The following is a 23,265-nucleotide window of genomic DNA, read 5'->3' as shown; positions in this document are numbered from 1 at the left end:
TAGCTGCAAAATGGAGGTAATACTAACATGGCAGTCGTGATGATAGGCGGGAACCCTTATTGTAAGGGCAAGGAGGTTGCTGAGAGCGTGTCCCGCAACCTGAGTTATGTGTGTATAGGGGATGAGGTGTTTAGCGCCGCGTCAGATATGTTTGGCATACCTGAGCCGGATATTGTTAGTGCTCTTGAAGATTCACCGAGGTTTTTAGGGATGTCTTTTACTGCAAGGATAAAACTTATATCCTGTTATCATTCCGCGCTTGCAAGCCTTCTTTACAAAGACAACGTTGTCTATTACGGGCGATACGGGCATTTGCTCATACAGGGGGTGTCTCATGTGCTTAAGGTGTACTTGAAGTCAGACATTAATGTCAGAGCAGAGCTTAAGGCAAAAACAGACACTATGGGCGTTAACGAGGCTATAAAAAGAATAATTAAAGAGGATAAAGGACACAGTAAGTTAAACAGTTTTTTTCACAATACAAACGGTAATGTGCAAAATCTCTGCGATTTGGTAATTGACACTGGTGAAACTGCTGAGGAGGACGCAACAAAGATAATCTCTGAGCAGGCACTGTTAATGCGTTACCGTGCAACGAACTATTCGCTTCACTGCATGAAGAACATTGAACTGTCCTTCAAAGTGCGTGCAGCCCTTATAGCAATAAACAGGGACGTAAGTGTAAGGGCATCTAGCGGCAAAGTGTTTGTTCATATCAGGGCAGCAGAAAGCAAAAGGCAAAAACTCGTAGCTTCTATTAGTGATATGGTAAAGCGCATAAGAGACGTAGCAAGAGTGGAGGTTATCGTAACTGAGGATATATTTCAGAAGTATGCTGAAACGTACAGGTGAACAAGGTTAATCTAAAGATAAACGGAGGATAAATGGGAAACGGTTATAATGTGCTTGTGGTTGATGATGAGCCTATTGTAGGGAGGCAGTTGCGGTCAGCTCTTTTAAAGGATGGCTTTAATGTAGAGACATTCGATGTTCCGGCTGAGGCCCTGAAACGAATCAGTGAAAAAGAATTCGATGTTGTTGTGACAGATGTCCGGATGGACGACGTGGATGGAATCGATGTGTTGGAGCAGGCTTTAAACAAATCAAGCAAGACAAAAGTGATAATGATAACCGGATTTGCCATGATGGAGCTAGCTCGCCACGCAATGGAGAAGGGTGCTTTTGATTTTCTTGCAAAACCCTTCACGCCTAACGACCTGAGAGCAGCCATAGGGAAAGCCTTAGCACCTGCTGGTTTGTAATATCAAAAATAATAGAATAGAAACGTGCAGTGATGCCTTAAACTATAGTTTCTAATGGTTACGAAGAGCATCTGCTGCACTATACAAGTCTATCCCCTTAGTTTTCTTTCGTTTAGCAAATCTCCCTTAACACCGATAATTGTCTCATAAAGAGGAATCTCTTTACCAGAGCGGTTCATAGCTTCATTTAATATTGCGGTCATACCCCCACAGCACGGCACCTCCATTCTCAGACAGGTTACTTTCTTGATTGCCATGTTGGTAAATATTTCGGTAAACTTGTCCAGATAGTGCTGTCCGTTGTCGAGTTTTGGGCAGCCAATGAGCACTTTATTGTCTCTTAGAAATCTATCATGGAAATTTAAGGCGGCAAACGCCGTGCAATCAGCTGCAACAAGCAAATCAGCATTATTTAAAAACGGTATTGTTGTTCCCATTAGGTTTATCTGTATAGGCCAGTGGGTTAACCTGTAGTCGCTTGCGCTCTCAGGCTCATGCGGCCTCACCGATGAGCACGATGGACATTCATCTGACATTGTTGTTTCCTCCATTACGTTAATTAATTATTTTAGCTTCATTTGTATAGCTTATCTCTACTTTAATATATTGTAGCCAGAGGGTCTATGATTTAGCTCATGATTAACACCGAGTTGCTGCCAAAAAGCTAATATAATTAAAAAAGGACTGGATCCCGAACAAGTGCGGGATGACAAAAGGGTGGTGCGGGATGACAAAAGGGTGGTGCGGGATGACAAAAGGGTGGTGCGGGATGACAAAAGGGTGGTGCGGGATGAAAAGGAGGCTGGGCTTCCTTTTCTGTCAGTCTGTCCCTTTTCTGTCATTCCTGCGAAGGCAGGAATCCAGTTTTTTATTTATATCTTTGAGCGCAACCTGGTATAACGCAATTCACTGTCTAATTAAAGAATTCAAACCGTGATAAAAAAACAAATCATTTCTCTTGACAAGAAGCCCCGTAAAAAGGTTAAATTGAAGTGTCCGTTTTTAATGGCAGTAAATATTTAGTAAGGAGTTTTTAAGTATGGCGTTAGAAGGAACAGTGAAGTGGTTTAACAAGACCAAGGGTTATGGTTTTATTTCAAGAACTGAGGGGCCGGATGTGTTTGTGCACTACACATCAATTCAAGGCAACGGATTTAAAACATTAGAAGAGGGGCAGCGTGTCTCTTTTGAAATTATTGAAGACAATAAAGGGTTAAAGGCAACTGAAGTAACCCCAGTGGACTAAATAGTACATGGAGCGGCGATGTCCAGATCAGATTAGCTTTTAAGGCTGTGGCGGGTGGCGAGGTGGTGTTTTGAAGAGATCAGGTTAGCTCTTCGAAGCCCTTGCCGTTCCAGTAAAAACATTTATGGTTGTTTATAATTCCGAGCCTGACTGATACAACAATCTGCAATGCGTCCGGAAATTCCGGCTCGCCAAACACAGTCTGTGCTGCTACATCCTCCTCGGAAAAGTATGCCTCGTGGTCAGGGTGTGAGTGGTAGAATGCTGCAACGGTTCCCCCTGAGGCGTTAGCCTCTGAAAATATCCTATGTGCCTCGTCCCTGTCTATAGCGTATGCGGTCGCTGCTGTGCGGCAATGTCTTTCCGGATCGCTTTTATGAAGTTCATTCTGTATGTTTTTGCAATAGTGGACTTTTTCAGTTTGGCCATCTTTAGTTACAATCCCGCAGCACTCCTCAGGATACGTACTTACGGCATGATTGAATATCTGCAGGAGTGTTTCTTTGTTAAGTTTAAGTCTGTTCATATTCATAGCTCCGTATCAATTCAAGAATTTTGTCTCTGCCTGTGTTAAGAACAGAAGGTGGAGCTGGCCACTGCTCCAAAACCATCATACCGGTAAAATTCCTTTTTTTGAGCCGTTTGATAAAACACTTCAGACCGAGCGGATTTGTGGACGATGGCCCTGTAAAAATAGTCAGGTGGCTGTCAATGTCCCCATAGTTTTCATGGATGTGCAGATGTATGACAGGTACAGTGTCTAAAAGCAAATCCATGTATCTAAGAAAATTGTTTCTTGTGCCGTAAAATACATTGGCATGTCCTATATCCAGACAGATTCCGACATGGTCCGTGCTGAGAGATTTATACGTTTTTAAAACCGCAAACAATTCGTTAAAGTCCTCAGGTGATGTTGTGGTTGTGTTTTCAATTGAAAGTTTCAACCCGTGCTTTGCTGTTAACTCAATAAGCGGTATGAGAGCCCTGGTAAATGCAGGAATTCCCTCCTCAGTAAACAAGTGTATGTTGATAAGGGAGGCGCCTATATCGAGGGCGAAGTCAAGAGTGACGGTGAAATGCTCAACGCTGCCGCCTCCTAAAGGGTTAAACGTGACCGGAGCATGAACGGAAAGCGCTATATCGTACATCAGGGCTTTTGCGCGGATTTCACACCGCTTTACATCGCTGATATCACCCTCAAGCCAGCCCTGCCCATAATCTTTTTTGTCCGGGAACCATTCAAAAGAGTCAAAGGAGTGTTCTATTGCATAATTGAAAGGGGTTTCCGGAGACTCAGCAGAGAATGCTGTTTGATTGCCTATTCTGATACGCTTTGGGCACACTTTAACGGCTGTATTTAACAGTTTTGATAAAGTCTGTAAATGTGGTCATTTTAATATCAGGGTAAACAACAACAGAGTTTACACAATTGTCGGGGACAACAGCGCTGCGGCCGCGCATCCATATAGCATCGGCAAGCTGGGCTACTATTAATGTGAAAAAATCCTTATCCTCTTTTGCATCAGAAATGGTCTGCTGAAGCTCTTCAAAGCTTATAGGAACTCTTTCAATCCGGCTGTCAAAGTATGACTCAAATATCCGGATCATCTCATTTTGGGAAATAGCTTCGCCTATTATATGTACATGTTTGTAAAGCATTGCGGGGTCATCGAGCGCTCTGACTGTGACCTTTGCAGCGTCCCGGGCCAGAGTTAAGGCAGCAAGTTTATCGCCAGAGCCGTAAACATCGGTTACTTGAGGCAAAGGAGGAGCAGGCTCCGGATAAGAAAACATTCCCAGATTAACTGCGTACCACTCCATCAAACAACCGGCATAAATAAAAGTATAACCAATGCGGCTATCCCACACTGCTTCATGTACTCGTAATTTCATGTCAAGCACATTACTAATGCCAACCCCAACATAGTAAGGGTTCAGACCGAAATCAGACGGAATAAATCTCTCAACGCCGGCTTCTGCAGAAACCTGTATGAGATCCCCCTGGCTTTCCACACTGTTAATGCCGACAGCGCTTAAGACAATTTTTACTCCCTCAACAGCCTTTTTAAGGGATTCTATGTCTTCAAGGCTGCCCTCTACAACATGTGCGCCTTTTGCTTTTAGTAAAGATACCTTCTTAAGCTTATCGGCATCTCTCAAACTCTCCGGACGTACTAATATCCGCAAATGCTTGCCTTGGAACAAACACTCATTAGCTAGTTCCGTGCCTACAAACCCAAGCGATCCAACAAGCAACAAACTGCCTTGCCCAGCCGGTCTGCCAGATGTTGACATCTACCTCACCTCTTGCGTTCGCATTTTTATCGGCCGCCTTCAGCCATCTAAACTCAACCACGTATAATTTACTACATTACATATTAAAGTGTCCAATTTTTTATATTTTTTAATAAAATTTTTTATAAAAGAGAAGTGAAATTTTTATGTGATTTTGCAAAGTTAATATATGCGTTCTTTTTTTCAAATTCCAGAAGTTTGCTCTTAATACCAATTCCCTCGGAGTACCCTCCCAGCGAGCCGTTGCTGCTTATAACTCTGTGGCAAGGGATTAGTACAGGAAAGGGATTGAGTCTCATTGCTTGCCCTACTGCTCTTGCCCCACCGTGTTTGCCAACTCTTTGTGCCAAACCACCATACGTTACCACCTCCCCAAACGGCACTCTTGACAGCTCATCATAGACAGAACGTCTAAAGGGGGTTATATCAGAAAGAGTTATCAAACCCGTCGTAAATTCTCTTCTTTTACCGCAAAAATACTCATCAAGCTCTGAAAACAGCGTCAAGCTGCACTTTTTATATTCTGCGTTTTCCGGAGCCCTGAATGTTGTCCCCTTAACATCAGTGTCTGAAAAAATCAGAAAGAACCTGCCAAATTGTGTGCTCAGATAGTCAAAAAAATACGTATCCTCTTTCATGCCTTTATGTGCCTCAAGCGGTATAATAACAACAGGAGCACAACTGTAAAATATATTACAGGCTCTCTCAGATCTCTTTTAACAACCAGCAGGTAGTGTGCGGCGGCGGCAATGGCACTGAGATAAAATAGTCTGTGCAACCCCCTCCATCTCCTGCCGCCAAGAGTTCTCTTAGCCCAACGTGTTGAGGTCACAGCCAGTGGAATCATAATTAAATAAGCCCCAACCCCTGCATATATTCTTTTGTGTTTTATCATGTCTTCAAATATTTCCATAAAATTAAAAAAATGATCGACACCGGCATATAGCATAAAATGAAGCGACGCATAAAAAAAACTAAACAACCCGAATGTCTTTTTATATCGCTGTACGTGATTTATTTTCAAGATGTCATAGACCGGAGTTACGGCAAGTGTCAGTATGATAAAGTGGTAAGTGAAGGTTCCTGTAATGCGGATAAGTTTTTCAATTGGATTAGCCCCAAGTGAACCAGTCAGCGCTAAGAGTATTAAGTATAGCAACGGACCCAGGCAAAGAATAAATATAAGAGCCCTTAAAACATGGACTCTTTCGCCAGGGCTTTTATCCTCGCTACTCAAAAATTTTTAGTTAAATCCATACCGGTATAAAGACTTGCCACCTCTTTCTGATAACCGTTAAAAAGCAAGGTTTTTTGTCTGAAAAAATTACCAATCCTTCTTTCTGTCCCCTGGCTCCACCGTGGATGATCAACATTGGGATTAACATTGGCATAGAAACCATATTCAGTTGGGCCTGCTAAATTCCATGAGGTTACAGGCATAGTATCGGTAAAAGTAATCCTTACTATTGACTTAATACCTTTAAATCCATATTTCCACGGAACTACAAGCCTAAGCGGTGCACCGTTTTGATTTGGCATTTCATGGCCATACATCCCTACTGCCAAAAGAGTGAGAGGGTTTAAAGCCTCATCAAGCCTCAGCCCCTCCACATATGGCCAGTTTAATGTACCCGTTTTTTGGCCAATCATAACCTCAGGGTTATAAAGTGATGTAAACTTAACGTACCTTGCGCGGGAATCAGGTTCCACTTGCTTAATAAGGTCAGATAGCTGAAACCCTATCCATGGAATTACCATAGACCAGCCCTCAACGCATCGGTGACGGTAAGTACGTTCAGTTTGAGGAAATGTTTTAATGAGGTGGTCAATGTCATAGACGGTTGGTTTTTTTACTAATCCGTCAACGGTTACTGTCCATGGGCGCACCTTAAAGTTGCGGCTTAAGTCTTTAACATCTTCTTTATTAAGTGAAAACTCGTAAAAGTTATTGTAGCTTACTGCTTTATCATAGGATGTCTTGTCATCCTCTACTGTGTAACTCTTATCAGGAGTAAATGATAACTTTTTTCCCTGAGGCAGCTCTTCTGAAAAACCCACAGACGGCACAAGGACAAATGCTAAGGCCTTAAAGGCCGTCACAAGGAAACTTCTCCGTTTTAGGTACAAAGACTCATCTGTGATTTCAGAACTCTTTATATCATCCGCTTTTTTTATAAGCATACAGTTATCCTCACTTTAACGCTCTCTGAGTTAAAAGAATTTGTCCCATGCAAACAGTAATGGGTTAACATCTTTCAGAAGTTTTGCAGCAACAACGTCTCCAACAAAAAGCTCATGATCTCCTGCTGAAAACACGTGAGCAAGCTTACATTCACAATAAGCCATAGCGCTTTCAATTACAGGTGAGCCGTTTGGAGCTTTAAAATGAGCGGTATTCTTAAACTTGTCAACATCCCTGCCACTACTGAAACCAAAAAGCCTGGCCTCCCCGTCTTGCTTTGCAGATAAGACATTTATTGCAAAATACCCTGACTCTTTTATCAATTCATTTGAATACCTGCCCGGAGCTATCGAAACCATTAACATCAGAGGATTAAAAGACACCTGTGAGACCCAGCTTGCGGTCATGCCGTTAATCTTACCGCCAGCGTTTACTGTTATAACATAGACACCGTGTGTTATACCCTTTGCTACTACAGTTTGCATACTTTCCCTCCTCTTTTGCGGTTATTTGTTAATTAAAGTTTAGCCTAAAGCAACACCAAAGTTCAAGGTCGGCGAATTTCTTTATAAGGCAATTTGGCGTGTTTTTGTTTTACCAAAATATAGAATACGGTTAAGGGACTAGTAAATTGAAAAAATCCTTAATTGGCAAATAATCATTCTACATCTTGAGGATTTCGCAACGGTCTCGAATTGGTATAACATATGCGGCTAAAAAATATTTAATGCCATGAAAAATTTATTTAAAAATTATTTCCTAAACAGTCACATATTATTTATAATAAGTTATAATACAATGCGGTTATTTGCACTTTGCTAAGGGGGAGTGCATGCAGCCACACTATGAGCGCTGTACATAGTCTGTTTATACGATTGGGGGGAATTAAATGAGACAGAAAATAAGTGTAAGTGATTTGAGGGTAGGGATGTTTCTTGACGGGACGGATGTCGCGTGGGAGAAAACGCCGTTTTTGACCGATCGTCTCCTTATAAGGTCTGATGAACAAATAAGTAAGCTAAAGAACGCTGGAATTTCATATGTTTTTATAGATCCGGACAAGAGCAAGGTTTTAGAGGAGAAAACGGATGTCTCAAAAGAACTGGATAAGATAAAATTCATAAAAAAAGAAGAAATATTGGATGTTGAAGGCCATGTGGAAATGGATGAGGCCGTGTTATATAAGAAGGGCTCCGAAGAGGACAAACTCGATGGCTTGCCATATACAAAAGAGGACCTCGATAAGTTTTACAGCGAATTTAACAATTATAGTCATATAGATAAGACAACTTTACTTGTGGGTACTTATGTTAACTTTCCTATGTATATAAAGAGGGATTTGCGCATCTTGAAGTTATTTATGTTCAAAGGTAAAGATATCCCCATCACAGATGAAATATTAGCCGTTGAGGGCGATTTCCTGATACACAGTGATGACAAAGCCAAATATAAGGGATACCTTACCGAGCTAATGAGTTTAAAGTCATCAAACGGTTCATCCGAGCTAATCAGAAACAGGGTGGTGAAGGAAAACTCAAAGCTGTTGATGGAGGAGCTGCTTGCCGACCCACGCTCCGGTACGAAATTAAAAGATTGCCAGCAAAACATAGATGCTATTGTAAGCTCGATGCAGGAAAACAATTCATTGACTAACGGACTTTTTACGATAAATAAGTCTGACTACTATACCTACACACACTGTGTAAATGTAAGTGTAATAGCAGTTGGCCTTGCTATAAGTCTTGGTATGAATAAGCAGACCGAAATATTTGCCCTTGCAATGGGGGGTATGCTTCACGACATAGGCAAGTGTAAGATTCCACACTCAATACTAAACAAACCGACCAAGCTGACAGATGACGAATTCAGAGTAATGAAGTCACACGTTCTTATTGGTAAAAAACTCTTAAGCTTTCATTCAGACATCTCAAAGGAAACAATTTACTCGTTAACCGAACATCATGAAAAGATGACGGGCAAGGGTTATCCGCATGGACTTGCGGCAGAGGATCTCCATTTTGCCGGAAAGGTGGTAGCCATGGCGGATGTTTATGATGCACTGACCACCGCACGTCCGTATAAGAAGGCGTTTGGTTCCTTTGAGGCCCTTTCTATAATTCGCAGCCAACTTGAGGATTACGATATGGAGATTTTTCTAAGTTTCGTAAAAATGCTGGGAAATTAATGCAGGGAATTAACCACTAAAGGCACTCAAATCTGCTTGAAAATTTTCCTCGTAAAGATGCACAATAACTAAGCTATGTAAAATCATAAGAGCGGAGGTGGTTGCCTTGAGTGAAAATGCAGATAAGAAGTTTGTATTTATAATGACCCACTCCCACGACAGTGTGGATGCGGTAGCGGGGGCGTTTCAACTTGCTGTCAATATGAGAGCTTACGGTACGGTGGTAGATTTTTTTTTGATGGATAAAGCGGTGCTTTTGGCAAAAGAGGGATTTGCCGAGACACTTATCTGGCAGCACAAAGATCAGTTTTCGCTAATTTCAGACCTGATAAAAACTCTGACAGATGATTTTGACGCAAAGTTTTACATTTGTGCCTCATGTGTTAAGCACTATGAACTGGATAAGGCGCAACTCATTAAAAACAGCGAAATTCGACCGGGGAGTTTTCTGGGAGAGATGCTTCTTATCAGACAGGGGCTTACATTTTAGAAATTTTCTCACAGCTAAAGTGTAACTTGATAAACCAAAAGAGAGAAAAATGGACTACAAGTTAACGGAAAAAGTTAGAGCAGCCGGGTGAGTGTCAAAGCTGGGTCCGGCGGACCTGGAGGATTTGATAGGCTCACTGGGAGACAGCCTCCAGAGCGGCTTGCGCGTTAAGGTGCTGGTAGGCCCCGGTGATGATGCCGGAGTGTATCTTATCGGAGATACGGCTTTTGTTGAGACGGTGGATTTTATAACACCTCCGGTAAATGATCCCTACACGTTTGGAGCAGTGAGCGCCACTAATTCGTTAAGCGATGTTTACTCCATGGGCGGCACTCCTATAACTGCGTTGGCAGTGGCCGCGTTCCCTCTGTGCGATTACAAAACTGACGTGTTAAAGGAGGTTCTGCGCGGAGCCCAAAGTGTGCTTAATACAGCAGGGGTTGCACTCTTAGGCGGCCACAGTCTCGAGGATACGGAGTTAAAGTTTGGACTTTCCGTAACGGGCACTGTAGATAAAAACAAAATCCTTTTGAAATCAGGAGCAAAAGAGGGTGACATCATTGTATTAACAAAACCCCTTGGCATTGGAATTATAACTACTGCTCTGAAACGAAAGCTGCTTAACAACACACAAATAGAGGAGGCAGTAAAGTGGATGCTGACTCTGAATTGTGCCGCCTCCGTGGCTGCCCTTAATGCGGATGCTACTTCATGCACGGATGTTACCGGTTTTGGCTTTACAGGCCATGCCTGCAACATGTTAAAGGAGGCTGCCGTTAACTTTGTCATAGATTCCGGCTGTGTGCCTGTAATGGATACCGCAGTAGAACTGGCAAAGGAGGGGATTTTCCCGGGCGGAGCAAAAAAGAATCTTAACTTTTTTTCAAACAGGGTGCAATTTAGTGAATCCATTCCTGAGCATTTAAAATACATTTTTTCCGATCCTCAGACCTCCGGAGGACTTCTCATCACTATCGGAAAACACAACATGAATGCCTTTGAAAACTCTGGCGTGTTTTATAAAACCATAGGATATGTTACTAAGGGCACCGGAATTCTAAAAATCAATTAATAAGGGTAACGTATAACAGATGAGAAAACAGTGGCATAGTTTGTGGTTAATTGTTTTTTTTATATTTTTGGCTCAGGGAGCAAACTCAGAAGAGCCGTCACACGTTAGCGACAAAAACTGTTTGTGGAAAGTAAAGTCGAAAACCAACACGGTGTATTTACTGGGTTCTATCCATTTCTTAAAGGTAGAGAACTATCCGCTTGGCAAGCCCTATGAAAATGCTTATAATGATTCCAAAATCCTTGTTGTAGAGGCTGACACTGGCGCCAGCGGTCAGGGACAGAGGATAGCGTCTCTGACAAAACAGCAGGGGTTTTACCATAACGGCAAAACTCTTAAAGGTGTTTTATCAACGGGAGCTTACAAAATTGCCAAAGCGCAAGTGGAGTCATCAGGGCTTGATATTGCTAAGTATAATACTGCAAAGCCATGGTTTTTAGCGCTGATGATTTATAGCGTCAAACTACAAAGCTATGGTTTTTCTCCGGAATATGGGGTGGATAACTACTTTATGATGCGCAGCAGGGCTGAGGGTAAAAAGATAATGCAGCTTGAAACAGCAGAGTATCAATTGGGTCTTTTTAACACTTTACCTGAAAAAACGCAGGAGATGCTGCTCCTTCAAACGATTAAAGAGATAGAAATGACAGAAAAAGAAGCCTCCACTGTCGTTAACTCATGGCTTACAGGAGATGACGACACACTTAAAGATGTCCTCTTAAGTAGTTTTAAGGATTATCCGGAGCTTTATAAAAAACTCATCATTGACAGAAATAGGAACTGGCTGCCACAGATAGAAAATTTCCTGCAAGGAACGGAAAACTACCTTGTCGTTGTCGGCACAGGACATCTAATCGGAGACAATGGTCTGGTTAATCTGCTTAAAAAACGTGGGGTTGAGGTGATAAGACAGTAGTGGTACCTTTTGGCCAATTAAGGCTTATAGCGGCTTTGGCAGATTGTACTTTTCCAGCATAGCAGTTAAGATGTCAGGACTTGAAGGCCACACTCCCCGACGCGCTCCGGCGTTGCGTTGATAACGGCTCAATGCGTTCAAATCAGGTTGTACCGCTCTGTCGCCGTCAAGAAAAACCACGCCAACGTCAGAACTTGGCAAAGCGCTGATAAACTCCTCTGCATCCTCTAACATACGTCGGATTCGTTTGTGCAGGCCAGGGACATCAATTGGCCGTTCCATTGCCAATACGCGGAACTCTTCAGCCGTAAAACGGCTGTGGCTTGTGATTTCTGAAAGCATCTCCTCAGGAGTCATGCCCGGGAATTTTCCAACTGCTGCACTTATTACAGCTCCAAGCGGCAGTATGGTTTCATGTATCGTAACAAGGTCAACCACGTCGCGCGGGACACGCCTGTCTGCTGCCGCAGATGCTTTGTTCGTTGCTAGGTCAACCGGATGAAGTACATATCCGAAAAGTTCATCTGTCTGTGTAGGGAAGAAACGGAAATCACTATCTGCCACCCACTCAAGCATCATCTTTTCGTTTAGCCCTTCAACGAGGACTTCGCGCTTGCCTGTTCTGATTTTCAGGGTGCTCAGCGTAAGGCCTGCCTTACTAAGGGCAGCAACATCTGCCTCGGCAGCCGTTTCAAGACGATCCTCGGAGTCCTGAAAAATATCTATATCATTTGAAAATCGAGGGCCCTCACGGTTAAGAGCAATGCCCCCAGCAATATAACTATCCGGACTGCGCTGCATCGCCAATATCCGCAGGACGTGGGATTGCAACTTAGTGAGTGGCACTGCAGGCCTCTTCAATTTGTTCGGCAAGCCTCCGCCCGTTCATACCGCCATGCGTCCTGAGAGCCCGAGTAATAGCCATTGCATCGGCACGGGTTGGATTTGGCACGGGGCGGCTGCTCCACAGGGCAATAGCTCCATATTTTTCAAAGGCAGTGCGATAGAGCATCTCTATGTCTTTTAGTTGGTCGCTCATATTTATAGAATATCACTCGGTGAGATGTTTTGCAAACGTTTTGTTGTACACATAACTCAGAGCCTGGACTTTTTTCTTACTTACTGCGAATCTAATGTGCTTGACGGACGGTCTTTGGCGAGTTTTTCGCTAGTTCTTGCCAGGCGCTCTATCAGTGTCCTTAAAAAAACCCTGTTGAATCTCAGTTGGCAGTGTACCGATGCCTTATCAATCAACGAGCCATTTACCTTAAGCAAAGACACCTGTGTAAAGGAGATGATATCTGCGGTTCTGCGGGATTTTGACAAATACCCCATCTCTCCAAAGCAGTCCCCGTGTTTTAGCTTAACTAAGACATTATCCCCCTTCTTTACATACACCTCGCCTGTGACTAAGATGTAAAAAGATTCGTCTATCTCCCCCTCGGTTATTATCCGCTGCTCCTCGTCAAACTCCACCCAGTCGGAGGCCTTTATAACCTCCCACAGCTCGGAGTTATAAAAATCCCTGAAGAAATCGAGTTTCTTTAGTTTTTCAAATTTCTCCTGCTCCTTGATTCCCTGTCCGGAGTGTTTCAGGGTTCTATAGGCATGGCTTATATCGGCGGCAAAGTCAAGTCCTCTTTGGTAGCGGTCGTCAGGGTTTCTGCTTAGCGCTTTTTTAATTATATTTTCAATTGTTTCTGGTATGTCGGGTTTAATCTGTCTGATATTAACAGGGGACTCGGTTATTATTTTATAAATGAGGCTCGATACATTTTCGCCACTAAACGGAGGGGTTCCGGTTAAAAGCTCAAACATGACCACTCCGAGCGAATATAAATCCGTGCGGTTTGTTAGCTCCTCTTCTTTAACCTGCTCCGGGGACATGTAAAGCGGAGAGCCGAGAAAGCCTGCCACCTGGGTCTCATCGCCTTTAACTATCTGAGCCACGCTGAAATCCCCTAGTTTAACCTCCATGTCCATTGTAAGCATGATGTTTCCTGGCTTTATGTCTCTGTGAATAACACCGAGCGTGTGTGCGTAGTCAAGAGCCTTACAGCACTTAAATATTATGGCAAGTACCTTTTCCTGAGGCAGAAGATTAGACGCTCTGGAAAAATCCCGCAGGGTTTTCCCACTCTTTATATACTCCATGACAAGGTAGCTGTAACTGCCCTCCATTCCGGCATCATAAACGTGTACTATGTTAGGGTGGTCAAGCATACCGGCAACTCTGGCCTCGTTAAAAAACATCCTGCTGTATCTTTGTGAGAAGTGCTTATCTTGCATCATATCAGAGAGAGCCACTTTTAAGGCTACCTCTCTGTCTAAAAACGGGTCAAACCCCCTATAGACAACGCCCATGCTGCCGCGCCCTATCTCCTCTTTTACTTCATACTTGCCCAGCTTTTCTATTTTCGTATCTGCCAACTCAACTACTCCTTTTGGTCTGCTTTAAAGATAGCAAAAGTTACGTTGGTTTGACAAGTTTTGAAGTTTTCCTTATAAGTTTATTGATTCTCATCGGAATAAGTATAAGCAAGGTCCGCAGTTACAACGTGTTTAATATCAATGATTTCTTGCATTTTCTTTATCATTTCATCATTTGAAGATGATTCGATAGTGATTACAATTTTTCCGCTTTCGTCATTAAAATGTATGTCGCACCCTCCAAAGGATTCCAGTGTCCTGAGCACCTCATTGAGATGCTCAGGAGCAGTCTTTACTACCAAACTGGAAATTTCCACTCTAATTTATCCCCTCTTTACGGATTTCCGAGAGATTTGAACTGGTGCGGGATTTCTTGTTTCTGAAAGTCCGTGTGAATTCATTATCAATAAGAGGTTTGGCATCGGATTGAGGTACGTGGCACTGGACACAGTTATAAGTATTACCGTCCAGTTTGGTGCTGTCAGAGGTAAGAAGGTGTGTTTTTGGAAGAGGGGTTGCGTTAACGGCTTTTGCGTTTTCAGGCATATGGCAGCCCATGCACAAATTTTGTTCAGTTGTAATAACATTCAATCCCTCTATGTTGTGAGGTATAAGGGGAGGACTGTTTTCAAATGAACGGTCATACCTTGTGCTTTGTCCGGGAGGAGGTTTTACCGTCTTATCTTCTATACTCTGAACATTGTTTTCATCAAATAGAGAATGTTTTCTTAAACCCATTTCGTCTTCTGAGACAGAGTTTTGTCCAGCACAAACCGGTAATGCCATAAGCACTATAACAAAGCCCACTATCAACTTTACAAAAGCCCGTGTGTTTTTTGGTTTCATATTTCCTCCTTATTATTTTGAAAATCTGCTTTTAAACGTTATTGCATTGTCATCACAAACCTCTATACATCGTCCGCACTGTATGCACTCGCCTGATTTTACCAAAGAGCTTTTGTGGCTAACCATGTTAAGCACCTGCTTTTCCGGACATGCTTTCAGGCATTTCATGCACAAAGTGCATTTGCTGAGATTGTAGTACGGTTTTATCAAATTGCCCCGGCCAATGAGCGCATAAAATGCGCCAAGAGGACACAAATGGCCGCAAAACCCGTTACGTACCAATAACACATCAAAAACCAAAACAGACGCTATCAACATCCATCCGTAACTCATTCCGAATATAACCCCGCGGTGAAGTACCCCTATGGGACTTATCCACTCAAATGCCGCCACCTTTGCTATTGCCGACACAATAAGAGCAAGAATAAGAAACAAGTACCGGGTATTGTTGTCAGCATTATAAGAAAAAGTTATGTCAAACGCCCTCCGAATCGAATTCCCAATTCCCGTGATGAGGCTCATAGGACATACCCAGCCGCAAAAGGCCCTGCCCCCGATTATTGCATAAAATAATGCAACAATGAGTGCTCCAGTCAGGGCAAGCTTGCCGACAATATTTCCGGTTACAAGGCTTTGAAGCACTGCAAAAGGATCAGACAGCGTTAAAACATCAAACACCCTGGCTGAGGAATAATTCCCTCTGAGCACCTTTAGCCCATATATGCTGCCCATAATAAAAAAACTCAGTATGGTCAGTTGAGAGAGTCTTCTTAATATCGTGTATCTGTATTGTCTGAGCATAGTAATACTAAAACCCTCTGTTTAAATAATCCAGTGCATCTTTGGCTTTCCTTTGGCTTGCATCAGGCGTTGGTAAAGCCTGAGGCTCCTCCCCGGACTCTTTCCAATCTCTTAAATATCTGTTGTTAGGCTTACCCAATGCAATGTGGCGCGGCAGGACGTAAACAGAGGCTTTCTCGTTAATACATGCCCGCTCACACATTCCACAGCCGGTACAGTGCTCGCTTTGAACAATAGGGGCAATAAATGCGTGCTTACCGGTTCGTTCATTTCTGTGCAGATCAAGCGTTATGGCCTTGTCAATAAGTGGGCAGACCCTGTAGCAGGCATCGCACTGAAGCCCCCAGAAGGCAACACACGTGTTGCGGTCAACAACGGCAAGTCCCATCCGTGCTAGATTAATGCTTAATTTACCATCAGGGGTACTTACAGTTTTTGCGTTTAACGCTCCTGTAGGACAGGCCGGAACACAGGGGATGTCTTTACACATTTTACAGGGTATCTGACGCGGGATGAAGTATGGGGTCCCTGTGGGCTTACCGGAACCAAAATCGGCAAGCGCTAGAGTGTGAAACGGGCAAGCCTCCACACACTGGCCGCACTTTATACACAGAGACATAAACTCATGCTCAGGACGTGCTCCCGGAGGCCTTAATATAAGACTCTCCGCTTTGGCTTCAAACAGGTGGTTTATCCAAAGAAACCCTGCCGAGGCCATAATTCCAACCCTTTCGAGAAACTTACGTCTTCCTGTCATTCCCACATTTCCTTTTTTAACCGTTTACGCTTTATATAGTTTAACCGCACACTTTTTAAAATCGGTTTGCTTAGAAAGCGGGCATGTGGCATCCAGTGTTACCTTATTTATAAACACGTTTTCGTCAAACCATGGCACAAACACAATACCCTCCGGCATACTATTTCTGCCTCTGGTTTCAACCCGTGCCTTAACCTTGCCCCGTCTGGATTCAATCCACAGAAGCTCCCCGTCTTTTACACCAACTTTTTTTGCATCATTTTGATGTATAAAGCAAAGGGCCTCCGGCACAGCGCGATACAGCTCTGGTACTCTCATGGTCATGGTTCCACTGTGCCAGTGCTCAAGCACTCTGCCTGTGGTCATCCAGAAAGGATAATCCTTAGTGGGCATCTCCGGAGGCTCCATATAGTACCGTAAGAAGATTTTAGCCTTATTTGTTAAATCCACCATCTCTTTCGATGTAACATCTTTAAGGTCTCCCGATGGCAGGCTTTTAAAGGCTTTACCGTAAAATACAAACTTACCCTTGTTTGCCTTTTTGGCATACGGATCATACTCGGAATTAAATCTCCATTGCGTTTCCTTTCCATCCACAACAGGCCACTTAAGCCCTCTTACCCTGTGGTATGTGTCGAAATCCGCCAGATCATGCCCCTCTCCTATGCCAAAGGACCTGTACTCCTCCCAGAGGTATTTCTGCAGGAAAAACCCGTAACCTTTGAAGTTTTCCACGTTTCTCTTATCTCCGGCAGCCTCGGAGTTTAGAGTGTTTCTCCCTACTGGGTCAGGCCACTTAAACTGCCTGGCTTTCTTATTTGCAAACAACACATCATACAGAGTGGCGGTTTTTTTGTAACCCATCTCAGCGGCCTTTGAGAGAACGTCGGGAAGTGTCACATCTTTATTTATCTTATGCTCTTTCCATACATCTTCAAGCTTAAACCTCTTTGAAAACTCAACTAACTGCCACGTGTCGGACATGGATTTGCCGTAAGGGGTTACCTGCTGCTTCCAATGCTGAGTTCTTCTTTCTGCATTTCCATAGGCTCCCCACTTTTCAAAAATCATGGCACTGGGCAGTATCAGGTCGGCAACCTTTGCCGATATGCCCGGATATGCCTCAGATACCACTATAAAGTTATCCATCTCCCTGGCTGCCTTTATCCAGTGGTTTGCGTTGGCGGTATTTTGCCATGGGTTATTTACCTGAACCCATGCCCATTTGATTTTACCGTCTTCGAGGTCTCTCATTATTTTTGTATAGTGTGATCCAACTACCGGATTAAGCGTACCATCGGGAATGTTCCAAAGCTTTTCGCTTCTTTCCCTGTGCTTTGGGTTATCAACAACCATATCCGCAGGGAGCCTGTGGCAGAACACGCCTACCTCACGGGCTGTGCCGCAGGCGCTAGGTTGTCCGGTAAGGCTAAATGCCCCGTTACCAGGTGCCGCTTGCTTTCCTAAAAGCAGGTGTACGGTATAGATCTGCTCGTTAACCCATGAACCCCTTATGTGCTGGTTAAAGCCCATCGTCCAGTAGCTTGTGACCTTTCCCCCTTTTTCCGTATATATATTTACCAATGCCTGTAGTTTTTTCTTAAAATCCTCCAGTGATTCGTCTGACCTGCCCTTGGCAAGTTTTGCCGTATAGTCGAGAGTGTATGGTTCAAGGCCTTTTTTGAAATCCTCAAAACTTATTACCCAGTGCTTCATAGCGTTGTTTGTGTTTTTCATCTCCATCGTGTCCCCTGCTTTTATACCAAGAGCAGAAAGCGCTGTCGCCTCATTTTCGGAAATTACTTTGGATACCTCTTTGGCAACCGTATCCTGCTCTTTAGGGTCAAACGACGGATGCTTTGGGTTGTTTCTCATGCCATAGCCAATATCTACCGGGCCGGTTACAAAAGCACAGTTATTACTCACAAACTCCTGGTCTATGGCCTCTGGGTGGTTGTACACTATTTCTCTGGCTATATAGTTTAAGATTGCAAGGTCAGTATTTGGCTTAAATATAATCTCCAGATCGGCAATATTTGAGCATCGGTTTGTATATGTGGAGAGATTGACAATCTTTATATTCTTTCTGTCACTTAATTTTCTATCGGTTATTTTAGACCATAAAATTGGGTGCATTTCTGCCATGTTTGCCCCCCACAGGACTATGGAATCAGCGTGGTGCATGTCGTCGTAGTTACCGGCAGGTTCGTCAATTCCAAATGACTGCATGAAGCCGACCACGGCTGATGCCATACAGTGGCGTGCATTGGGGTCTATGTTATTACTCCTGAAACCTGCTTTAATCAGTTTTACCGCAGCCACACCCTCCATAATTGTGTACTGTCCGGAGCCAAAAATAGCGATACCATCAGGCCCCAGCGTGTTGTAGTGCTTCTTAAACTGTGTTTCCATTTCGTCAAAGGCACGTTTCCAAGTAACCGGTTTGAAATTGGCTTTTTTATCGAACTGTCCTTTTTCATTAATCCTCATAAGGGGTTCCGACAACCTGTCTGCTCCGTACATAATTTTTGCGTTAAAGTATCCCTTTATACAGTTTAATCCCTTGTTAACAGGTGCATTGATATCACCTTTGACGGCTACCACCTTGTCGTTACTTACAGCTACCATTATGCCGCATCCGGTACCACAGAAGCGGCACACGGCTTTATCCCATTTCCACTTAGCCTCCGTGCTTTTTGCCTCAGCAAGAAGCTCAGCCGGCACTGCTATACCACATGTTGTTGCAGCAAACACGGCAGCAGCTCTTTTTATAAACTCTCTCCTTGAAAATGCCATTATTGTACCTCCTTCAATAGCTGTTTTTTGTGGCGTTTCATCGTGACTTAAGTTACTAACCCCTGCATAAAAACAATATCATAAATTGAGCTAAAAAAAATATCTAAAAATTTTTTATTATTATTGTAGTGCTAATCTAAAAATGTCAGGGTTTCGAAAAAAGAAAGTATCCAATAATTGGTATAATTAATAGATCTTAGAAAAGTGATAATATAAGTGATGGAACGCTCAGTTTATACTAAGACAGCAGTTTGCTTTTTTCTGATTACGGCAATATTAATTATATATTCCGAGGCTACGCACTTTGGATTTGTTGACTATGACGATAACCTCTATGTAAGCCAAAACCGTATTGTTCTGTCGGGTTTGAACCGCCATTCGTTAATGTGGGTAGCTACGGCAATTGTTGACAGCAACTGGCTTCCGCTTACTCTTATATCACACATGACAGATGTGTCCCTCTATGGCAGCAACATTGGCGGACATCATATAACAAACATAATACTCCACACAGCAAGCTCAATACTTCTCTTTGTAATTGTGCAGCTAATGACCGGTAATTTAATTGCGAGCGCTTTTACTGCAGCCCTGTTTGCCGTTCACCCGGCGCATGTGGAATCTGTCGCATGGATTTCCGAAAGAAAGGACGTGCTGAGTACGCTTTTCTGGATGCTTGCCCTGCTTTCATATGTTTTGTATGCTAAAAAGCCCCACACTAAAAGATATCTTTGTGCTCTGTGTTTTTTTGTACTGTCACTGATGTCAAAACCTATGGCTGTCACATTTCCTTTTGTGCTTCTACTGTTTGATTTCTGGCCGCTCAGGCGCTTTAATTTCACAAGCACCGCTAATGAAGGTAGATCGTTATTTTGGCTTATTGCAGAGAAAATTCCATTTTTTATTTTCTCGGCTGTATCGAGTTTTATTACCTACAGGATTCAGATTGGCTCAGATGAACCCTTTGAGGCGATCCCTCTTGTCCTAAGGCTTAAAAATGCTATTGTAACGTATGTAAAATATGTTTATATAATGTTTTACCCACATGGCCTTTCACCTCTGTATCCGCTTCAAAAAGCCATTCCCCTCAGCCATGTTCTTTTATCGGTAGCAGTATTAGCCATTGTAACTATAGTTTCACTAAAGAATGTGAAAAAATCCCCGTGGCTTTTGACAGGTTGGTTATTTTATCTTGGCACACTGTTTCCGGTAGCAGGAGTTGTTCAGATAGGGCTTCATTCAATGGCAGACAGATACACTTATATCCCGTACATTGGGCTTTTCATTATGCTCTCTATGTCACTCCCTAAACCAAAAACCAGCAGGCAAACAGCTATGCTGTTTTTAGCTATAACCCTTGTTGTAATAATTTTTAGCGTGGTTTCTAAAAAACAGGTACATTACTGGAAAGATGATTTCACACTGTTTGGACACGCTGCACAGGTTACTCAGGGTAACTATGTGGCACTGTACAACATTGGCACAGCTTATGCTTTAAGGGGGAATTTTTCACTTTCTAAACAGTACCTCAGTGAGGCTATAAGAATAAACCCTGATTATGTGCAATCTCACATAAACCTTGCATTCGTACTGTTAAACGAAAACCATATTACGGACGCTATTTATTATTATAACGAGGCGATAAAGAAAAACCCGCTGCTTTATACGGCGTTAAACGGGATGGGTATGGCCTATATGGCAGAGGGAAAAGCAGTGGATGCTAAGAGGAGTTTTATAATGGCTCTTAACTTAAATCCGTATTTCAGCATAGCCCGTGAAAATTTAGAGGCTGCACAAAGTAAAATAAAAGAAATGGGAAACAAAAATGCAAAACACTGAAACTGTACAAATAACAAAACACAGGTGGTTTCCGCTTGAAGTATCTGATATAATCGTCCTAACCACAATTGCTCTTACGCTTTTTATATACATTCAGGTAAAAGATTTTGATTTCATAAACTATGACGACCCAAAGTACGTGGCGCAGAATATCCATGTAATGAAAGGCTTAAGTGTTGAAAACATAAAGTGGGCATTTACCACAATAGTTGACAACAATTGGCTCCCGCTGACCCTTATTACGCATATGATTGATGTGCAACTGTATGGACTTAAACCCGGAGGACATCATTTCACAAATCTGATCTTGCACTTGTTTAATGCCGTTTTGTTGTTTATATTATTCAGCAAACTCCTTGCTTCACAGTGGAGAGCAGCGTTTGTCTCTGTGATGTTTGCCGTTACCCCAATGCACGTTGAGTCGGTAGCCTGGGTGGCTGAACGAAAGGACGTGCTTTGCGGATTTTTCTGGATACTGACAATGCTTTCCTATAGCCATTATGCACAGAGCCGTAAGAGGGCGTTTCTGGTTCTTACAACGGCTCTGTATGCGTTTGCCCTGATGTCAAAACCTATGGCCGTAACGCTGCCATTTGCGCTGTTGCTGCTTGATTATTGGCCTCTTCGGAGATTTCAATCTGAGCGTGGGTTTAAACAGCTTTTACCGTTAGTTACCGAGAAAATTCCGATGTTTGTCCTTTCTGCCATTTTCTCCGTTGTGACGTTTTATGCTCAAAACACCGGTGAAGTTATGGCAAAGCTTGAATACCTGCCGATTGATGATCGCCTAAAAAATGCCTTTATTGCGTATTTGTCATATTTCGTAAAGCTGGTGTATCCAACAAACATGGCAGCCATATACACGATAGAGCGTCCGGCGCCAATAGTTAAGACTTTAATAGCAATCTCATTTTTTGTAACTATGACAGCATTAGTTATAATTTATGCTAAAAAAGCGCCGGCATTTTTTACAGGCTGGTTTTGGTTTGCAGGTACTCTTGTGCCGGTAATAGGTCTTGTGCAGGTGGGATCGCAATCTATGGCTGACAGATACACATATATCCCGTCAGTTGGACTTTTTTTAGCGGCAGCTATGGCAGTTCCTGTATTTTCAGACAAAGTACGAAAGATTATAGTTGCAGCAGTATTTGCAGGAATCACCATATTTCTTACCTTCACAGCGCACAAACAGGTTAGTTTCTGGAAAACTGACATAAAGCTCTTTGAGCACGCAATCGAGGTGACGCACAATAACTACATAGCTCTCAGTAACCTTGGCGCAGCCTATATGACAAGGAAAATGTATGATGAGGCTGAAATAGTGCTGTCAAAATCAATCCTGATAGAGAGGAATTATCCTCCTGCATACGTAAATTTGGCCAATGTGTATGTCCGTATGGGAAAATTCGATGAAGCTATATTTAATTATACCATTGCAGATAATTTGCGCCCCAACTCCCCTTACGTTTATAACGGACTGGGTGTTATCCTTATGTCAAAGGGAGACATAAAAGGTGCCGAGATTTACTTTAAGAAAGCCCTTTCCATAGATCCTTATTATATATCAGCTATGAATAATCTGAGAAGAATATCTGGAGGTAAACAATGATTTCAGGCATACCTAAAGAAGAGGTAGAAAATGTAATTGCGCTCTGTAGCGACATTATAAGTGATGCGCTTAAAAAGGGAATCACCATATCAACAGCCGAGTCATGCACAGGAGGAATGATAGCAGGGTTTTTAACGGCCATATCCGGCAGCTCTCAGGTTTTTTTGGGAGGAGTTGTTGCCTATAGTAATGCCTTAAAGCAGAAGGTGCTTGGTGTTTCATCCGAAACTTTAAAAAACCACGGGGCAGTAAGCTCTGAGACCGCTCTTGAGATGGTAAGAGGGGTAATGGAGCTTACGGGAGCATCCCTGAGTGTATCAGTAACTGGAGTAGCCGGTCCAGGCGGAGGCAGCAATGAAAAACCGGTCGGACAGGTATGTTTTGCTGTTAAAAGTTCTAATGGACAGGAGGAGGTTCTGACTTGCCAGTTTCCGGGAGACAGGGAAAGAGTACGATTTGAATCGGCAAAGAAAGCGCTACTTCTGCTTAGGAGCATTCTGTCAAAGACCATCTCAACGTCTGGATCGTAATAACGTGGTATA

The 23,265-nt window shown here is 43.0% G+C and carries 27 protein-coding genes; 11 read left to right on the top strand and 16 right to left on the bottom strand.

The genetic code is table 11. The annotated features are described in order from the left end of the window. Positions 1 to 27: 27 nt before the first annotated feature. Both HQK88_04090 and HQK88_04085 read left to right on the top strand, forming a co-directional pair. Entirely contained in the window at positions 28 to 852 is an 825-nt protein-coding gene (locus HQK88_04090; GenBank protein ID MBF0615984.1) for a cytidylate kinase family protein, read from the top strand. Positions 853 to 884: 32 nt separating this feature from the next. After that, positions 885 to 1,262, top strand: a complete 378-nt coding sequence (locus HQK88_04085) for a response regulator (GenBank protein MBF0615983.1) — start codon at positions 885 to 887, stop codon at positions 1,260 to 1,262. A gap of 89 nt (positions 1,263 to 1,351) precedes the next feature. Here HQK88_04085 and HQK88_04080 read toward each other — a convergent pair whose 3' ends face one another. Further along, entirely contained in the window at positions 1,352 to 1,798 is a 447-nt protein-coding gene (locus HQK88_04080; GenBank protein MBF0615982.1) for a hypothetical protein, read from the bottom strand. Between the two features lie 163 nt (positions 1,799 to 1,961). On the opposite strand from HQK88_04080, the gene HQK88_04075 reads away from it, so the two are divergent. Both HQK88_04075 and HQK88_04070 read left to right on the top strand, forming a co-directional pair. Beyond that, on the top strand, positions 1,962 to 2,162 hold the full coding sequence (locus HQK88_04075; GenBank protein MBF0615981.1) for a hypothetical protein: 201 nt from the start codon (positions 1,962 to 1,964) through the stop codon (positions 2,160 to 2,162). A 139-nt stretch (positions 2,163 to 2,301) separates the two neighbouring features. Next, entirely contained in the window at positions 2,302 to 2,508 is a 207-nt protein-coding gene (locus HQK88_04070; GenBank protein MBF0615980.1) for a cold-shock protein, read from the top strand. Between the two features lie 79 nt (positions 2,509 to 2,587). Here HQK88_04070 and HQK88_04065 read toward each other — a convergent pair whose 3' ends face one another. The 7 genes from HQK88_04065 to HQK88_04035 all read right to left on the bottom strand — a co-directional run bounded on the left by HQK88_04065 (position 2,588) and on the right by HQK88_04035 (position 7,470). Next, complete coding sequence (locus HQK88_04065) at positions 2,588 to 3,034, bottom strand: Mov34/MPN/PAD-1 family protein (protein ID MBF0615979.1); 447 nt, start codon at positions 3,032 to 3,034, stop codon at positions 2,588 to 2,590. Further along, positions 3,021 to 3,851 (bottom strand): sugar phosphate isomerase/epimerase, encoded by an 831-nt coding sequence (locus tag HQK88_04060; GenBank protein ID MBF0615978.1) that lies wholly within the window; start codon positions 3,849 to 3,851, stop codon positions 3,021 to 3,023. Before HQK88_04060 ends, HQK88_04065 begins: the two co-directional genes overlap by 14 nt. Position 3,852: 1 nt before the next feature. Continuing rightward, a complete protein-coding gene (locus HQK88_04055; protein ID MBF0615977.1) occupies positions 3,853 to 4,803 on the bottom strand; it encodes an NmrA family NAD(P)-binding protein in 951 nt (316 codons plus the stop codon). 122 nt (positions 4,804 to 4,925) lie between these two features. Then, positions 4,926 to 5,441, bottom strand: a complete 516-nt coding sequence (locus HQK88_04050) for a methylated-DNA--[protein]-cysteine S-methyltransferase (GenBank protein MBF0615976.1) — start codon at positions 5,439 to 5,441, stop codon at positions 4,926 to 4,928. Then, positions 5,438 to 5,962, bottom strand: coding sequence for a sulfoxide reductase heme-binding subunit YedZ (locus HQK88_04045; protein MBF0615975.1), 525 nt, complete (start codon positions 5,960 to 5,962; stop codon positions 5,438 to 5,440). Before HQK88_04045 ends, HQK88_04050 begins: the two co-directional genes overlap by 4 nt. A 74-nt stretch (positions 5,963 to 6,036) precedes the next feature. After that, entirely contained in the window at positions 6,037 to 6,984 is a 948-nt protein-coding gene (gene msrP / locus HQK88_04040) for a protein-methionine-sulfoxide reductase catalytic subunit MsrP (GenBank protein ID MBF0615974.1), read from the bottom strand. A 30-nt stretch (positions 6,985 to 7,014) separates the two neighbouring features. Next, entirely contained in the window at positions 7,015 to 7,470 is a 456-nt protein-coding gene (locus tag HQK88_04035; protein ID MBF0615973.1) for a flavin reductase, read from the bottom strand. A gap of 404 nt (positions 7,471 to 7,874) precedes the next feature. Between HQK88_04035 and HQK88_04030 the strand changes: the two genes are divergently transcribed. From HQK88_04030 to HQK88_04015, 4 genes are all read left to right on the top strand, one after another. Further along, the gene (locus HQK88_04030) at positions 7,875 to 9,170 is read left to right on the top strand and encodes a DUF3391 domain-containing protein (protein MBF0615972.1); all 1,296 of its coding nucleotides are present in this window, start codon (positions 7,875 to 7,877) and stop codon (positions 9,168 to 9,170) included. A gap of 106 nt (positions 9,171 to 9,276) precedes the next feature. Beyond that, complete coding sequence (locus tag HQK88_04025) at positions 9,277 to 9,660, top strand: DsrE family protein (GenBank protein ID MBF0615971.1); 384 nt, start codon at positions 9,277 to 9,279, stop codon at positions 9,658 to 9,660. A 91-nt stretch (positions 9,661 to 9,751) separates the two neighbouring features. Further along, positions 9,752 to 10,732 carry a selenide, water dikinase SelD gene (gene selD / locus HQK88_04020; protein ID MBF0615970.1) on the top strand — a complete coding sequence of 327 codons (981 nt, stop codon included), beginning with the start codon at positions 9,752 to 9,754 and terminating at the stop codon, positions 10,730 to 10,732. 19 nt (positions 10,733 to 10,751) lie between these two features. Continuing rightward, positions 10,752 to 11,648: a TraB/GumN family protein gene (locus HQK88_04015; GenBank protein MBF0615969.1), complete on the top strand. Its 897-nt coding sequence runs from the start codon at positions 10,752 to 10,754 to the stop codon at positions 11,646 to 11,648. Between the two features lie 24 nt (positions 11,649 to 11,672). Here the strand turns inward: HQK88_04015 and HQK88_04010 are convergent, their stop codons facing one another. From HQK88_04010 to napA, 8 genes are all read right to left on the bottom strand, one after another. Continuing rightward, a complete protein-coding gene (locus HQK88_04010) occupies positions 11,673 to 12,494 on the bottom strand; it encodes a nucleotidyl transferase AbiEii/AbiGii toxin family protein (protein MBF0615968.1) in 822 nt (273 codons plus the stop codon). Continuing rightward, positions 12,481 to 12,687, bottom strand: a complete 207-nt coding sequence (locus HQK88_04005; protein ID MBF0615967.1) for a hypothetical protein — start codon at positions 12,685 to 12,687, stop codon at positions 12,481 to 12,483. Before HQK88_04005 ends, HQK88_04010 begins: the two co-directional genes overlap by 14 nt. Before the next feature lie 80 nt (positions 12,688 to 12,767). Continuing rightward, entirely contained in the window at positions 12,768 to 14,078 is a 1,311-nt protein-coding gene (locus HQK88_04000) for a protein kinase (protein ID MBF0615966.1), read from the bottom strand. 80 nt (positions 14,079 to 14,158) lie between these two features. Continuing rightward, positions 14,159 to 14,395 carry a chaperone NapD gene (locus HQK88_03995; GenBank protein ID MBF0615965.1) on the bottom strand — a complete coding sequence of 79 codons (237 nt, stop codon included), beginning with the start codon at positions 14,393 to 14,395 and terminating at the stop codon, positions 14,159 to 14,161. A gap of 1 nt (position 14,396) precedes the next feature. Beyond that, positions 14,397 to 14,924: a nitrate reductase cytochrome c-type subunit gene (locus tag HQK88_03990; protein MBF0615964.1), complete on the bottom strand. Its 528-nt coding sequence runs from the start codon at positions 14,922 to 14,924 to the stop codon at positions 14,397 to 14,399. 12 nt (positions 14,925 to 14,936) lie between these two features. Beyond that, a complete protein-coding gene (gene napH, locus HQK88_03985; GenBank protein ID MBF0615963.1) occupies positions 14,937 to 15,725 on the bottom strand; it encodes a quinol dehydrogenase ferredoxin subunit NapH in 789 nt (262 codons plus the stop codon). 7 nt (positions 15,726 to 15,732) lie between these two features. Next, complete coding sequence (napG, locus tag HQK88_03980) at positions 15,733 to 16,482, bottom strand: ferredoxin-type protein NapG (GenBank protein MBF0615962.1); 750 nt, start codon at positions 16,480 to 16,482, stop codon at positions 15,733 to 15,735. Positions 16,483 to 16,506: 24 nt separating this feature from the next. Beyond that, complete coding sequence (gene napA, locus HQK88_03975) at positions 16,507 to 19,278, bottom strand: nitrate reductase catalytic subunit NapA (GenBank protein ID MBF0615961.1); 2,772 nt, start codon at positions 19,276 to 19,278, stop codon at positions 16,507 to 16,509. Positions 19,279 to 19,494: 216 nt separating this feature from the next. On the opposite strand from napA, the gene HQK88_03970 reads away from it, so the two are divergent. From HQK88_03970 to HQK88_03960, 3 genes are read left to right on the top strand one after another with little or no spacing between them, the layout of a single operon-like run. After that, complete coding sequence (locus HQK88_03970) at positions 19,495 to 21,114, top strand: glycosyltransferase family 39 protein (protein ID MBF0615960.1); 1,620 nt, start codon at positions 19,495 to 19,497, stop codon at positions 21,112 to 21,114. Next, positions 21,101 to 22,723: a tetratricopeptide repeat protein gene (locus tag HQK88_03965; GenBank protein MBF0615959.1), complete on the top strand. Its 1,623-nt coding sequence runs from the start codon at positions 21,101 to 21,103 to the stop codon at positions 22,721 to 22,723. Before HQK88_03970 ends, HQK88_03965 begins: the two co-directional genes overlap by 14 nt. Continuing rightward, positions 22,720 to 23,253 (top strand): CinA family protein, encoded by a 534-nt coding sequence (locus tag HQK88_03960; GenBank protein MBF0615958.1) that lies wholly within the window; start codon positions 22,720 to 22,722, stop codon positions 23,251 to 23,253. The genes HQK88_03965 and HQK88_03960 overlap by 4 nt, the downstream gene beginning before the upstream one ends. Positions 23,254 to 23,265 lie beyond the last annotated feature (12 nt).

The organism is Nitrospirota bacterium, assembly GCA_015233895.1.
Classification (GTDB): Bacteria; Nitrospirota; Thermodesulfovibrionia; order Thermodesulfovibrionales; family Magnetobacteriaceae; genus Magnetomonas.
This window is presented reverse-complemented; position numbering and strand designations above follow the sequence as displayed.